Source organism: Streptomyces sp. NPDC006510, assembly GCF_040611955.1.
GTDB lineage: Bacteria > Actinomycetota > Actinomycetes > Streptomycetales > Streptomycetaceae > Streptomyces.
Genome location: NZ_JBEXPH010000039.1, coordinates 20,343 through 34,904, shown reverse-complemented (window position 1 = coordinate 34,904; position 14,562 = coordinate 20,343). Strand labels below are relative to the sequence as shown.

The following is a 14,562-nucleotide window of genomic DNA, read 5'->3' as shown; positions in this document are numbered from 1 at the left end:
CCCTCTCAGGTCGCCGGGTAGCGGTCGATGGGCGGCGGTGTCGGCGCGGGCACTCCGGAGAGACCGAGAGTGGCCTCGAACGCCTTCTTCCAGTTGCCGTTCTTCTCGTTGGCCGCCAGGGCGTCGTCGAGTGCGAACCGCAGCGCGTTGTCGCTGCGCGGGACTCCGATGCCGTACGGCTCCTGGGAGAACGGCTTGCCCACGACCTTCATCTCCTTGGGCGCCTTGGCCGCGAAGCCGAGCAGGATGGCGTCGTCGGTGGTGACGGCGTCGACCTGGTAGGTCAGCAGGTTGTCGACGCAGATCGAGTACGTGTCATAGGCGACCAGGACGGCTTTCGGGTAGTCGGCGGCGATGCGCTGGTACGGGGTCGATCCCGCGGCCGAGCAGACCGTCTTGCCGGCCAGGTCCTGCGGGCCGTTGATGTCGTTCTCGTCGGTGCGGACGAGCAGGCTCTGTCCGGCCATGTAGTAGGGCCCGGCGAAGCCGACGAGCTTCTTGCGCATGTCGTTGATGGTGTAGGTGCCGACGTAGTAGTCGATCTGCCCGTTCTGCAGCGCCGTCTCGCGGTTGGCGGAGGCGATGGTCTTGAAGCGGATCGTCTTCGGGTCGAAGCCGAGCGAGGCCGACATCATCCTGGCGATCTCGATGTCGAAGCCGGAGTAGACACCGGTGGCCGGGTCCTTCTCGCCCAGGTAGGGCTGGTCCTCCTTGGCCCCGACCCGGAGGTAGCCGCGCTTCTTCGCCTTCTCCCAGGTCGGCGAGGCGGGCAGCTGGAAGTTGGTGTCGACCTTGTACACCGGCAGCTGCTCGGGCTTGGGGCCCTTCACCGGCGGGCTGCCCTCCTTGCCGCACGCGGTGGCGAGTACGGCCAGCAGGAGGCCGGCGCAGGCGGCCAGAACTCTTCTCGTACGCAACACGGAGCCCCCCGTCAGTGCTTGAGGATCTTGGACAGGAAGTCCTTGGCGCGGTCGCTCTCCGGATCGGTGAAGAACGCCTCGGGAGTGCGGTCCTCGACGATGCGTCCGTCGGCCATGAAGACCACGCGGTTGGCGGCGGAGCGGGCGAAGCCCATCTCGTGCGTGACGACGACCATGGTCATGCCGTCCCGGGCGAGCTGCTGCATCACCTCCAGCACCTCGTTGATCATCTCCGGGTCGAGCGCCGAGGTGGGCTCGTCGAAGAGCAATGCCTTGGGGTCCATGGCGAGGGCGCGGGCGATGGCCACGCGCTGCTGCTGGCCGCCGGAGAGCTGGGCGGGGTACTTGTCGGCCTGCGCGGCAAGACCGACCCGCTCCAGCAGCTCACGGGAGCGCCGGTCCGCCTCGTCCTTCTTCCGCTTGCGGACCTTGAGCTGGGCGAGCGAGACATTGGCCAGCACGGTCCGGTGCGCGAACAGGTTGAACGACTGGAAGACCATGCCCACTTCGGCCCGGAGCTGGGCCAGCCCCTTCCCCTCCTCGGGGAGGGGTCTGCCGTCGATCGCGATCCGGCCGGACTCGATCGTCTCCAGCCGGTTGATGGTCCGGCAGAGCGTTGATTTGCCGGAGCCGGAGGGGCCGATGACCACCACCACCTCCCCGCGGCCGACGGTGAGATTGATGTCCTGCAGTACGTGCAACTGTCCGTAGTACTTGTTGACGTCCCGCAGCTCGATCAACGGATCGACGGCCATACGCTGCCCTACCCACTTTTCGCTGTGTCGAGGTCAGCGCAAACTATCCAGCCTGAAAAGGGACTTCGTCACCGACACGCACAAATGGGGCATAAGGCTTCTTATTCGGTTGTAGTGAATTAGTTACCCTTCGGCCGACTCCGAGTACACCTGCGAGAGCTCGGGGCTGCCCGCCATCGCCCAGTCCAGTCCGGCCTCCACCACATCGATCTCGCGTCCGGAGGCGAGCCGCACCACGGGCTGCCCGCTCGGCCAGATGCTCCAGACCGCGCCGGGGACGTTCCGCACCAGGACCGTCCCGAGGTACAGCCCCGCGTCATTACCCAGCCAGGGCAGCTCCTCGGGGTCGTCGCGCCAGCGCGGCGGCAACTGGTCGAGCGCCGCCAACGAGGCCGGGCTGTCGTCGAGTTCGAGCCCGCGCTGCCCCGCCCGGACACGCAGCAGCTCGCACTCGGCGAGGAGCTCGGCCACGCCATCGGGATCGGCCGCGACGGCGGCGGCGAGCCCCGCCCCCCGCTCACCGTCGTGACGCTTACGCCAGTTGTCCAAGAAAGGGATGTTCATACCACTCAGGGTCGCATCCCTCCTGTGTTGTGCACCACAGGGCGCGCGGCCTGTCGTTCGAGTGCTGAACCGGAGGTGGGCGCCCGCTCGCGCGCCGCCGCGTGCGCCGTGCACCACCGCCCCGGGCCCGCGCGCCGGGAGGTCTCACGGTTCCGGCAGAAAGTGGTTCCGGTCGAAAAGGGGTGGAGGCGAGGCGATCGGGCTGGTAGCTTCACGATCATGTCCAGCCCCGAGTCCGACAGAGGCTAGCCACCGGTCCGCCGGTGGCTGATCCGCCGAAGAATCGCTCCCGTCGCGCCGAGTACCGGCCCCGGAGCCGATTCCCATCGGCTGCCGCCGCAGGACCACCGCTGTGTGGGCTGCGCTCTTCCCGTCCGCGCTCGTGCACCGCTCCCGATGCGGCCGTGCGCGGACTCTCCCGCTCCGGCGCCTGCCGCGTTGCCGGGTCACGTCCATGAACTCTCCGGACGTTCTTCCGCGTTGCCGCCCGTCATGCCGGGCGGGCGTGGGCCCACACCCCCTGCCTGGTCCATTCGTCTGCCGTCCATGGGGTTCCTTCATGCCATTCGCTGTCTACGCGCTCGGGCTCGCCGTCTTCGCCCAGGGCACCTCTGAATTCATGCTGTCCGGGCTGGTCTCGGACATCGCCGACGATCTGCATGTGTCCATCCCCGCCGCGGGGCTCCTGACCTCGGCCTTCGCGATCGGAATGATCATCGGGGCGCCGCTGATGGCGCTCTTCAGCCGGAACTGGCCGCGCCGCCGCGCACTGCTGTTCTTCCTCTGTGTCTTCAGCGCCGTCCATGTCATCGGCGCGCTCACTCCCGGCTACGGGGTGCTCCTCGCGACCCGGGTCGTCGCGGCGCTGGCCAATGCGGGGTTCTGGGCGGTGGCCCTGGTGACCGCGGTCTCCATGGTCGGGCCCGAGGCACGGGCACGCGCCACTTCGGTGGTGGTCGGGGGTGTCACCGTCGCCTGTGTGGCCGGGGTGCCCGCCGGTGCGGTGCTGGGCGGGCACTGGGGGTGGCGGTCGGCGTTCTGGGCCGTGGCCCTGGTCTGTGTGCCGGCCGTCATCGTGATCGCCAGGACCGTTCCGGCGGGGCGGCCGGAGTCCACTCCCGCTCCCGCGAGCGTCGAGCTGCGGACCCTGGCCGGCCCGCGGCTGCTGCTGACCCTGCTGACGAGCGCCCTGGTGCAGGGGGCGACGTTCTGCGCGTTCTCCTACGTGGAACCCCTCGCCACCCATGTCACCGGGCTCGCCACCGCCTGGGTTCCCGGTCTGCTGGCGCTGTTCGGACTGGGCTCGTTCATCGGCGTCACGGCCGCCGGCCGGCTCGTCGACGCGCGGCCGGTCTCCTTCACCGCGGCCGGTCTGGTGGCGCTGGTGATCGGCTGGACCGGGTTCGCGCTGACCGCGGGCAGTCCGTCCGCGACCATGGCGCTCGTCCTCGTCCAGGGGATGCTGGCGTTCGGCACCGGTACGGCGCTGATCTCGTGGGTGTTCCGGCTGGCGGCCGACGCACCGACCCTGTCCGGCTCGTTCGCCACGGCCGCGTTCAATGTGGGTGCCGCGCTCGGCCCCTGGCTGGGCGGGCTGGCGATCAGTGCGGGGTTCGGCTTCCGGTCGCCGCTGTGGGTGAGCGCCCTGCTGATGGTCCTGGCCCTGGGCTCCGCCGGGGCGGCGCTGGGAATGAACCGTGCCGCCGATCGCGGCCGGGACCGGGACGGCGTCGCCGCGGTCTGACGGACCGGGGTGGATGGAGCCCCGCCCGGCGCTGAACGGGCGGGGCTGTCCTGGTCACAGCAAGCAGCCAGCAAGCGGGATAAGGACAGCTATCACGCTATCGGCCGCCACTGACAACGGGTCCTCAGATGTCGAGGTCCACGACCACCGGGGCATGGTCGGACGCGCCCTTGCCCTTGCGCTCCTCGCGGTCCACATAGCTGTCCTTGACCGCCGCGGCGAAGGGCGCGTTGCCGTAGACCAGGTCGATCCGCATGCCCTTGTTCTTCGGGAAGCGCAGCTCCCGGTAGTCCCAGAAGGTGTACGGGCGGTCGTACTTGAGCGGGCGCGGCAGGATGTCCGACAGCCCTTCCTCGCGCAGCGCGGCGAGGGCGGCACGCTCGGCGGGGGTGACATGCGTGGCGCCCTCGAACAGGGCCGGATCCCAGACGTCCTCGTCGGTCGGGGCCACGTTGAAGTCGCCCAGGACCGCGAACGGCTGCGAGCCCGCGGCGTCCGCGGCGACGGCCTTCTGCAGGGCCTCGAACCAGCGCAGCTTGTACGCGTAGTGCGCGTGCTCGACCTCGCGGCCGTTGGGCACGTAGACCGACCAGACGCGGACCGGGCCGCAGGTCGCGGAGATCGCCCGCGGCTCCTGCACCCCGTCGTAATCGGGACCGTCGGGCAGTCCCTGGACCACGTCGGACAGGCCGGCCCGGGAGACCAGCGCCACGCCGTTCCACCGGCCGGTGGCGTTGACCGCGGACTCGTAGCCGAGCTCGCGGAGCGCGTCCGCCGGGAACTGTTCGGCGGTGCACTTGGTCTCCTGGATGCACAGCACATCCGTGCCGGTGCTCTCCAGCCAGGTCAGCAGCCTCGGGAGCCGGGCGGTGATCGAATTGACGTTCCAAGTGGCGATGCGCATGTACGTAAACCTAACGTCTGGCACTGACAGTCGCCGGACCGGCGCCGGTCACAGTCCGGTCGAGTCCCCCGGGGACAGCCGGCCGTGGTCGGTGCCGCCGAGGCTGCCGATCTGGTTGTCGTAGATCGGGCGGGCGAGATCGGTGAGCAGCGCGTCGTGGATGTCGATGGCCCGCCGCGGCTTCACCTCGCGTACGTAGTCGATGACCTCGGAGATCTTGTTCCAGGGAGCCATCACCGGGAGCATCAGGGTGTCCACCGGCCGGTCGGGGACGGTGAGCGCGTCGCCCGGGTGGAAGAGCGAACCGTCCACCAGGAAGCCGATGTTGGTGATCCTCGGGATGTCCGGGTGGATCACCGCGTGCAGCTCGCCGTGCACCTGTACGTCGAAGCCCGCCGCGACGAAGGTGTCGCCGTGGCCGACGGTGTGGACACGGCCGGGGAAGGCCGCGGAGAGCCGGTCCGCGACGCTGCGCAGGGTCCAGATCTCGGCGGCCGGATTGGCTTCCATGCCCGCGCGCAGCCGCCCCTCGTCGAAGTGGTCGGGGTGCTCGTGCGTCACCAGCATCGCGTCGGCGCCGACGGCGGCGTCCTGCTCGGAGAAGCCGCCGGGGTCGATGACGAGCGTCCGCCCGTCCTTCTCCAGCCGGATGCAGGAGTGTGTCTTCTTGGTCAGTGTCAGGTGCATGGGGTTCACGGCGTCCATGGCTCCCATCCTGCTACGGGCGGGGCCTCGTTTCCTCCTGGATCACCTTCTGGGCGACCGAGAAGGCTGCACCGGCGGCGGGCACTCCGCAGTACACGGCGGTCTGCATCAGCACCTCCTTGATCTCGGCCGGGGTGAGGCCGTTGCGCAGGGCGGCCCTGACATGTGCGGCCAGGCTCTCCAGATGGCCGGAGACGACCAGCGCGGTGAGCGTGACACAGCTGCGGGTACGGCGGTCCAGGTTCTCCCGGGTCCACACCTCGCCCCAGGCGTAGCGGGTGACCAGCTCCTGGAAGTCCTCGGTGAAGTCGTCGGAGTCGGCCAGGGCCCGGTCCACATGGGCGTCGCCCAGCACCTCGCGGCGCACCTTCAGGCCGGGCTCGTACGGGTCGGGGCGTCCGGTGATCCCGGGCCGGGGCTGCGGGGTGGCGGCGGTGATCTCCGCGACGGGCAGCACGGGCGCGGAGAGCTGCGGGGTGGAGGGCGGGACGGGGATGGCGGCGAGGGTGTCCTGCCAGGCCGTGGAGAAGTGGGTGAGCAGCAGATCGGTGACGGCTCCGGGCTGCTCGACCGGGGCGAGGTGGGAGGCGGCGGGCACGAGGGCGAGCCGGGCGTCCGGTATGCCCGCGACCAGGATGCGGGCGTCGCCCGGTCCGGTGACCCGGTCCTCGGCGCCGACCAGGACGAGCGTCGGGGCGGTGATGCGGCCGAGTTCGCCGCGTACGTCGAAGGCGGCGAGGGCCTCGCAGGCGGCGATGTAGCAGCCGGGGTCGGTGGTGCGGACCATCTGGACGGCCCAGTCGACGATGGCCGGCTGGGCGGCGGCGAACCCGGGGGTGAACCAGCGCTCGGGTGCGGTGCGTGCCATCGGCTCCAGACCGTTGGTGCGCACGACCACCCCGCGCTGGCGGAATTCGTCGGCGCTGCCGAACCGGGGCGAGGCGGCGACCAGGGCCAGCGAGGCGACCCGGCGCGGGTGGCGCAGTGCGAGGTCGGCGCCGATCGCGCCGCCGATGGAGCAGCCCGCGTACCCGAAGCGCTGGACGCCGACGCCGTCGAGGGTGGCGAGCAGCCGGTCGGAGAGATCGGCGATGGCGGTGGCGGGGTGGGCGGGGGCGCCGCCGTGGCCCGGGAGGTCGTAGCGGAAGACTCTCCAGTGCTGGGTGAGCTCCGGTATCTGCCGGTCCCACATGTGCCATGAAGTACCGAGCGAAGGCCCCAGGACCAGGATCGGTGCGTCTTCTGGCCCGTCAAAGCGGTATTGCAGGGTTTCAGTCGTCGTCTCACTCACCCGCTCACGCTCCCATATCGCACGAGATCTCACATCGCCGGGGGAACCTAGCCGCAATACTGGTAACTTAGGGGCAATCCGGTCTTTGTTGTTGGTATGCCAAGAGCGGGTCAGCTGAAGTCGTTTGGTGTGCGGTTGTCGGACCGGGTCGCGGTCGGGGTGCTGACGCAAACGTTTCCTCGGTCGCTTGTGGACGAGGTGTTGGCGGAGACGGGCCGGGTGCAGCAGCGGAACCGGTTGTTGCCGGCCCGGTTGGTGGTCTACTTCGTGCTGGCGATGTGCCTGTTCTCGGGGCAGAGCTATGAGGAGGTCGCCCGGCTGCTGACAGCGGGTTTGCAGGGTGCGCGGTGTTGGCGTGCGTCGTGGGTGGTGCCGAGTTCGGCGGTGATCTGGAAGGCCGGGTCCCGGTTGGGTGTGGCGCCGCTGCGGGAGTTGTTCGCGCGGGTGTGCCGTCCGGTTGCCACATCGGCCACGCAGGGCGCCTTCTACCGCGACTGGCGGCTGACTGCGATCGACGGCACCACGTTCGACCTGCCTGACACGAAGGCGAACGTGGATGCCTTCGGCCGTCCGCCTCGCTCCGGGCGGGGTGAACAGGACGTCGGATGTCCGCAGTTGCGCATGGTCGGCCTGGTGGAGTGCGGCACCCATGCCGTCTTCGACGCCGCGATCGGAGCTCTGCGCGCCGGAGAGCAGACTCCGGCCCGGACGGTCCTGGTGTCCCTGCGGCCCGGGATGCTGCTGCTGGCCGACCGTGGCTTCTACGGCGTGGACCTGTGGCGCAAAGCCGCGGCAACCGGGGCGGACCTGCTGTGGCGCGTCCGCAAAGACCTCGTGCTCCCCGTGGTCGAGCAGTTGTCGGACGGCGCACTACAGACCGACCACGCGCCCCGGCCATCACCCTCGTCGGCGCCACCCAACCGAAACGAGTCAAACGCACACCAAAGCACTAAGTTTCCGATATTGAACCTAGCCTCTCCGTTTCGGTTGGGGTGATGAGGCGTCGCCGAGGGGGCCACTATCGGGTGGCCGATGCGATTCGGTGCTCGGGCATGGCGGAGTCCCGGCGCGGTGGTCGGTTCTCCGGGGTCCTTCGGTTCGTGACAGGCAGGGGTTTGCGGTCAGCCGGCGGGGCGGGGCAGTGTTGCGAGGCGGTCGAAGGCAAGGTCGACCATGCCGGTCAGCTCGGCGACCTCGGCGCCGTCGCGCAGTGTCCCGTTCCGGTCCGGGGCGGGGTGCCAGACCTGCTCAGGCAGGGTCCGGGTCGCGTGGCGGACCAGCTCGGTGACCGCGTACCGGGAAACGCGGGTCCAGGCCGTGCTCGCGCAAGGTTCGGATGTGGGTGAGGAAGGCTTTCGCGGATCCGGCGCTGTCGACGCGGACCAGGATCGCGGTGCTGTGCCGGTGAGCGTCGGGGATGTGTGCGAGGGCGTCGTCCAGCACCGCGATGTGATCGGTGGCGGTGTTGGCTCCGGGGTTGCCGGGCCGCAGCCGGCCGGACACGGCCTCGCCGGTGTTCGCGAGGAAACACAGCAGTGGATGGAAGCCGAAGCCGCCCTTGTGGGCGGGCGTGGCTTGTTCCTTTTTCGAGTGGCAGGTGATCAGCGTGGCGTCGAGGTCCAGGACCAGGCCGGAGAGTTCGCGTCCGCCGGACCGGACAGCGGGTGTGCCCTCGCCGATCTCGGCGGTCTGCATCCAGGCGACTTCCCGGGCTGAAGCGCGGGCCGCTCGCAGCGGAGCGAGTGAAGGCTCGTCGGTGTCGGCGAGCAACCGCCGGGCCGTGGGCGTGGAGCGACCGGGCCGAACACCGCGCCCTGCCATGAACTGTGGGACATGGCACGGTGGTTCGTCGGGCCGCTGTTGCCCGCTTCGTCGCGGAGCGCAAGCGGCTGGACGACCGACGGGTCCTCAACGGGATCGTGTGGAAATTCCGCACCCGTGTCCGGCGGTGGGCCATGAAGTGGCGCGTTCGAGGGGATGCTCCGGGCCCCGCCCAGGCGCGGGCCGACGTGGCCGGGGACATCGACCGGCCGGCGTCGGTCGGCTCCGCCGTCGCCCGTGCGGTCTGCGCCGGGCCCGGTCGTTCTCCCTTCACCTGCGTGGCGCCGTGAGGGTCGGTTCGGTACGGCGATCCCTTGGGCGTGCTCGCCGGAACTGCGACTGGCGGTGCGGATCAGCGAAGGATCACGGTGACCGTGTCGTCGTCGAGTTCGGCCGAAACCCGGAGGGCGTCCGCGTCCGCAGCGACCGGCGCGGCAGGCGTGCGAGCTCGCTCGCCACCTCGCCGCCCCGTCTGTGATGCGCTCGGAGGCCGCTGCGTGAGAGTTCGGTGGAGGACGAGTTCGCCATTCCGCCACGATCTTGCCCAAAGCCCTTCTAAGATCGCTGGCAAGGCGGTTCTCCGCATCTCTATGTACTCCCTCACGAGCAGGACATCAGGCCCTTCTGAACGCTGAGAGCAGGGGATGAAATCTACGAATGAACAAGCGAAGGGAGCCGCGCCCGAGCCGCGTCGGCGGAGGCCGGGCATGCCCGGTCGCCGCACCGTTGGCTGCCTGGCCGCGCTCGCCTTGGGAATCGGTAGTGGCTCGTTAGCCGTGGCGCCCGTGGCGCACTCGCAGGCGGGGGACGGGTCGGTGACGGTCCGGGTGATCCGGGCCGTGGACAACACCGGAGTGTGGACCCCCGCGCTGGAACCGGGCATCGCGGGCGTCAAGGTGACCCTCACCGGCGACACCGGGACGGGCATCGAGGGGGTCACGGCGGCCGACGGCACCGTGACACTGACTCCGGCTGCGGACAGCGCCACCAGCGGCAAGTACCGGGTGCAGGTGGTGAATCCGAAGCCGGGTGTGCTGTTCCCGGCCTTCGCCTCGCGCCAGGGACTGGACGGTGCGCCCAACCAGTTGAGCAGCAATGAGGAGTTCGTCGACCTCTCCAACGAGAAGAACGTGGCGTACACCACCGGGCTGTGGAGTCCGGCTGACTACTGCCAGAAGAACGCACCGCTGGTGACGACCTGTCAGCCCGCCACGCGCGAGGGCGGGACCCAGCGCACGCTGGTCTCCTTTCCGTACGGCGCACGCGGTCAGGACGGTGTCGACGTCAACGTCACGAACGTCGCCACCAACGCGGAGACCGGCACTCTCTTCGGCATCGCGTGGAACAAGGCCGACAAGCGGGTGTTCTCCTCCGCGCTGGCCAAGCGCACCACGGACTACGGTCCGGGCGGCGCCGGGGGGATCTACGTGACCGACCGCGCGCAGAAGAAGACCACCCTGTTCACCGTCGTCCCGGACGCGGGGACGACGGCACACGGCCAGGGCACTGACGACGCCTTCCTCACCGTGCCCGGCAAGGAGAGCCTGGGCGGCATCAAGATCACCGATGACGGCAGGGACCTGTTCGTCGTCAACCTCAACAACCGCAAGCTCTACCGCTATGACGCCACGGTGGCGACCGCGGCGGCGCCGAAGACCGTCGCCGCCATCCCGGATCCGGGCTGTCCGGCGGCGGTGGACTGGCGCCCGTTCGGCCTCGGTCTGCATGACGGCGTCGGCTACGTCGGCGGGGTGTGCTCCGGCGAGTCCACCGGGAAGGTGACGGACCTGCGTGCGGTGGTCATGCCCTTCGACCTCGCCACCGGAGCGTTCCGGAAGCCGGTGCTGGACCAGCCGCTGGACTACCCGCGCCAGTCCACGGTCGGCGGGCCCCCGTGCGACGGCGCGGGCTGGTTCCCCTGGACCAACACCTTCCCGACCGCGCAGAACGGCCAGGCCTGCCGGAGCTATCTGGCCCAACCCGAACCGGAGTTGGGCGAGATCGACTTCGAGGCCGACGGTTCCATGCTGCTGGCCTTCCGCGACCGCTTCGCCGACCGGGCCCCGGCCGCCCCCACGCCCACCTCGGCCGCCAGCGTTTTGGCCGGCGGTGACCTGAACAAGGCGTGCCTGACGGGCGAGTTGTACGTGATGGACACCAACAACGGCTGCGGGCTCACCCCCCGGGGCACCCGCTTCTTCGACACCAGCCGGATGGGCTCCCACCACAACGCGTCCTTCGCGGGCATGGCGCTCTCCAAGGTCGAGGACACCATCGCGACCGCCGGCTTCGACCCCAACAGCACCGCCTTCGGGTACGGCACCGCCTTCGTCAAGCGCGACGGCAAGCAGGACCCGAACTCCGGCCTGCGCCTCAACCCACCGGGAAGCATCGCCCCGTTCGGCAAGGGCGCCTCGATGGGCGACCTGGAGGTGCTCTGCGACCAGGCCCCGCTCCAGATCGGCAACCGGGTCTGGTACGACCCCGAGCGCAAGGGCATCCAGAACCCGGGCCAGCGCCCGGTCGTGGGCGCGACCGTCGCCCTGTACGACGAGTCGGGCAAGCTCGTGGGGACGACCGGGACGACGGCGCGTGGCGAGTACTACTTCGACGACTCCAATGTCACCGGTGGCCTCCAGCCGAGGACCAAGTACACCATCCGCCTCGACAAACCGGCCGACTACGCCAAGGGCGGCCCGCTCTACCAGTGGGTGCCCACGGACGCGGATGTCGGCGACAACCACTTCATCGACTCCAAGGGCATCGTCCCGCGCGACGCAAAATTCCCGGAGCGGGCGCTGACCACCGGCGGGCCCGGAGAGAACGACCACACCTACGACTTCGGCTTCCGGCAACAGGAGGGCGTGCTGCGCCTGGTCAAGCACGACCAGGACGGCAGAGCGCTGGCCCGGGCGAAATTCCAGCTGTGGAAGGAGACGAACGGCTCCGACGAGCTGCAGACCACCGGGGCGGAGCCGGACACGAAGGTCGGCAAGCCCTGCATGACCGGGACCGACGGCATCTGCCGCGGGACCGGCGCACCGGGCACGTACTACTGGCAGGAGGTCAGCCCGCCCGCGGGTTACGCCGCACCGGACGTGACCGTGTTCGGGCCGCTGGTGCTGACCTCCGACAATCTCGACGACGGGGTCTCGGTGACAGCGGTCAACCGACGGCTTCCCACCACCGAGCCGACGCCGAAACCGACGACGCCGGTACCGGACACACCAGGCAAACCGGGTTCGCCGGGGGCTCCGGGTGCACCGGGCGCACCGGGTGCACCCGGCCACACACCCAACTCGGGCCTGGCTTCCACCGGCATGAGCCAGGTGGTTTCGCTGGCCCTGGCCGGCTGCGCCGCGCTCACAGTCCTCGGTGCGGCACTGGTCGTACTGATGCGCAGGCGAAGGGCACAGCACCGCTAGCCCCGGAGCGGGGCGACCGGCACCGGTGACCGTCCGGGCCGGCTCGGGCGGGTTCGCGGACCAGCGGTTCGCGAACCCGCCCTCCTGTGTGACCGACCGATGAGAGAAGGCGACCGCATGGCTCGGAAGAGGAAGACCGACGGCCGTACGCCGCGTCGGGCCCTCTGGTTGAGAACACTGATCGCGATCACGGCGTGCGGCGCCGCAGTGGGCGGCCTGGCCGCCTACCGGACCTACTCCGACGACACCACCACCGAGCGGCCGGTGACAATGGAGGAGGCGTCCAGGCTGGCGCTGTCGCGGCTGAATCTGTACCAGGCCAGTCCCGTGGCGGTCACCCTGACCGCCACCGAGGGCGGCGGAGTGGTGGTGCGGGTCAAGGGAGTCGTGGACTACCGAACCCACCGGGCCGTGGGGAGCTACCAAGTCACCGGATCCTCCGGCACTTCCGGGCCCGCCACCGGGCAGCTCGACCACGGGCTGATCGTCTGGGACACCGGCGGCCTCGGCCTGGCCCCCGTGCCCAAGGGCGACAACAGACCGGCCTGGCAGCAGGCCGAGCACATCCCGCGCTCGGGCTGGTCCGCGCGCTCCTACACGACCGATCCCCTGGACGCCGGGCTCCAGTTGCTGATCGGGCTCGGCGCGGACCGCCCCGACAACCCGCTGTTGCTCGCACAGTCCGGGGCTCGCCGGCTGGCGCGTGATCGCATCGACGGCCGCAGCTACGACCGGTTCGCCGGGCCACGCGCCCAGGGCGCCACGCCCGGTGCGGGTCCCGACGGCGGACGGTCACCGCTGACGTACTGGGTCGACGATGACGGCGGCCTGCGACGGGTGACGATGCGGATGCCGGGCCTGGGGACTCCGACCACCGTGGAGTTCTCCGGGCGCGAGGGCCGCGCGAAGCTCCCCGAGGCGCCGTGGGGCACCGGCTGACATCTCGGTGCCGATGCGCCCCGGCTTCCGCGGTTGCCGACGGCCCTCCTCGCCCCATCCTTCGGGGCGGCACGGTGAACGGGGACCGAGTCCACCGCAGCGCCATGCTCAGCGTGAGTGCGGCACGGCGTCCACGTCCTTCGGGAGCGGATACGCGGCGGCGTCGACGACCCCCGGCAGGCCGGTCGCCGGGCTGCCCGGGGCCGTCGGGTCCGGCATGGACGGCTGGGCGGGTGGGACCGGTACCTGGCTGAACGGGACGCCGGGCGGCGCCTGCACCGGCGCGGTCCGGCCGGTGGGCAGCGCGCCCCGGCCGCGGGTGCCGCAGCCCGCGCGACCCTCCAGGCCGTTCGGGCTCTGGGTGTCGGGCCGGTTGCCCGCGAAACAGTTGCCGGGGTCGGCCGAGGCCAGCACGAGGTCGATGCCGTTGCCGGTGGCGCGGTTGCCTTCGACGCGATTGCCGCTCGCCGGATGCCCCGGCGGGTCGGTGACGACCACTCCGGCCGCCCGGTTGCCCCGGACCAGGTTGCGCTGGACGCGGTTCGCGGTGCCGCCGCCGATGCCGATGCCGATGCCGAAGCCCCCGTCCGCCTGCTCGGGCGTGTCGGTGGCGTTGTTGTCGGCGACCACATTGCCCGCGATCACCGCGCCGTGCTGCGGGGCGAGGGCCTCCAGGTCGTTGGAGTTGACCGTGATGCCGACCCGGTTGCGGGCGACGCGATTGCCCAGCACCGACAGGTTGTCCGAGGCATTGGTCAGTTCGATGCCGACCGCGTTGCGTTCCACGGTGTTGCCGCGGACGACGGTGCCGCAGGGCTTGCACTGGCCGACGTAGATACCGGAGTCGGCGTGCCCGGAGGCGTAGGAGTCCTCGATCACGCCGTCGCGCGCGTCAAAGGCGTAGATGCCGTACAGGCCGTTGTTGTATGCCGTGACCCGGGTCGCGCGGAAGCCCCGGACGGCAGGGAAGCGGGTGGTGTCCAGCGGGTCGTAGGCGGAGCCGCCGGCGCCGCGCTGCTGCAACCGCTCGTCTGTGACGCCGGTGAACAGCACGCCGTTGGCGAGGTAGCCGTGCACGGTGAGGTTCTCGACCACCGAGCCGGCGCCGGTCACGGTGATGCCGTTGGCCAGACGCACACCGCCGTCGAAGACCACCTTGTTGCGGTCCGTTCCGCGCAGCACCAAGCGGGGCTTGGTGACGCGCACGCTCTCCCGGTACACGCCCGGGCCGATGAGCACCGTCTCGCCCTCACGAGCGGCGTCCACCGCCTGCTGCACCGAGGGGAAATCCTGCGGAACGCGCAGCACACTCCCCGCCGGATGCCGCGCATCGTCGGACGTCGCCCCCGTACCGGAGCATCCGGTGGCAGCCAACGCGGCCGAGACGACCAGCACCGACAGACGCAGCGCCGCCCGGAACACCGCCGTCGGGACTGCCGGGCGGTTCAACAGGCGTTCTGCAGACAGGGTTTGCATGGCAGATGTTTTATCGTC

The 14,562-nt window shown here is 70.4% G+C and carries 12 protein-coding genes; 4 read left to right on the top strand and 8 right to left on the bottom strand.

Features of this window, described 5'->3' with window-relative positions:
* Positions 1–5: 5 nt before the first annotated feature.
* The 3 genes from ABZY11_RS15120 to ABZY11_RS15110 form a co-directional block, all read right to left on the bottom strand.
* Positions 6–917: a glutamate ABC transporter substrate-binding protein gene (locus ABZY11_RS15120; RefSeq protein WP_356479570.1), complete on the bottom strand. Its 912-nt coding sequence runs from the start codon at positions 915–917 to the stop codon at positions 6–8.
* Between the two features lie 14 nt (positions 918–931).
* Positions 932–1,675, bottom strand: a complete 744-nt coding sequence (locus ABZY11_RS15115) for an amino acid ABC transporter ATP-binding protein (protein ID WP_356479555.1) — start codon at positions 1,673–1,675, stop codon at positions 932–934.
* Between the two features lie 123 nt (positions 1,676–1,798).
* Entirely contained in the window at positions 1,799–2,239 is a 441-nt protein-coding gene (locus tag ABZY11_RS15110; protein WP_356479554.1) for a DUF6278 family protein, read from the bottom strand.
* A 559-nt stretch (positions 2,240–2,798) separates the two neighbouring features.
* Here ABZY11_RS15110 and ABZY11_RS15105 point away from each other — a divergent pair.
* On the top strand, positions 2,799–3,983 hold the full coding sequence (locus ABZY11_RS15105) for a Cmx/CmrA family chloramphenicol efflux MFS transporter (RefSeq protein WP_356479553.1): 1,185 nt from the start codon (positions 2,799–2,801) through the stop codon (positions 3,981–3,983).
* Positions 3,984–4,107: 124 nt separating this feature from the next.
* On the opposite strand, the gene ABZY11_RS15100 is transcribed toward ABZY11_RS15105, so the two are convergent.
* From ABZY11_RS15100 to pcaC, 3 genes are read right to left on the bottom strand one after another with little or no spacing between them, the layout of a single operon-like run.
* Entirely contained in the window at positions 4,108–4,887 is a 780-nt protein-coding gene (locus ABZY11_RS15100; protein ID WP_356479552.1) for an exodeoxyribonuclease III, read from the bottom strand.
* Between the two features lie 48 nt (positions 4,888–4,935).
* The gene (locus ABZY11_RS15095; protein WP_356479551.1) at positions 4,936–5,592 is read right to left on the bottom strand and encodes an MBL fold metallo-hydrolase; all 657 of its coding nucleotides are present in this window, start codon (positions 5,590–5,592) and stop codon (positions 4,936–4,938) included.
* Positions 5,593–5,605: 13 nt separating this feature from the next.
* Positions 5,606–6,883: a 4-carboxymuconolactone decarboxylase gene (gene pcaC / locus ABZY11_RS15090; protein WP_356479550.1), complete on the bottom strand. Its 1,278-nt coding sequence runs from the start codon at positions 6,881–6,883 to the stop codon at positions 5,606–5,608.
* A gap of 189 nt (positions 6,884–7,072) precedes the next feature.
* On the opposite strand from pcaC, the gene ABZY11_RS15085 reads away from it, so the two are divergent.
* Entirely contained in the window at positions 7,073–7,879 is an 807-nt protein-coding gene (locus tag ABZY11_RS15085) for an IS4 family transposase (RefSeq protein ID WP_356479549.1), read from the top strand.
* 252 nt (positions 7,880–8,131) lie between these two features.
* Here the strand turns inward: ABZY11_RS15085 and ABZY11_RS15080 are convergent, their stop codons facing one another.
* Entirely contained in the window at positions 8,132–8,578 is a 447-nt protein-coding gene (locus ABZY11_RS15080; RefSeq protein WP_356479548.1) for a transposase, read from the bottom strand.
* Positions 8,579–9,489: 911 nt separating this feature from the next.
* Here ABZY11_RS15080 and ABZY11_RS15075 point away from each other — a divergent pair.
* Positions 9,490–12,129: an SdrD B-like domain-containing protein gene (locus ABZY11_RS15075; protein ID WP_356479547.1), complete on the top strand. Its 2,640-nt coding sequence runs from the start codon at positions 9,490–9,492 to the stop codon at positions 12,127–12,129.
* A 117-nt stretch (positions 12,130–12,246) separates the two neighbouring features.
* Positions 12,247–13,068, top strand: a complete 822-nt coding sequence (locus ABZY11_RS15070; protein ID WP_356479546.1) for a hypothetical protein — start codon at positions 12,247–12,249, stop codon at positions 13,066–13,068.
* A gap of 108 nt (positions 13,069–13,176) precedes the next feature.
* Here ABZY11_RS15070 and ABZY11_RS15065 read toward each other — a convergent pair whose 3' ends face one another.
* Complete coding sequence (locus ABZY11_RS15065) at positions 13,177–14,544, bottom strand: right-handed parallel beta-helix repeat-containing protein (RefSeq protein ID WP_356479545.1); 1,368 nt, start codon at positions 14,542–14,544, stop codon at positions 13,177–13,179.
* Positions 14,545–14,562: the final 18 nt, after the last annotated feature.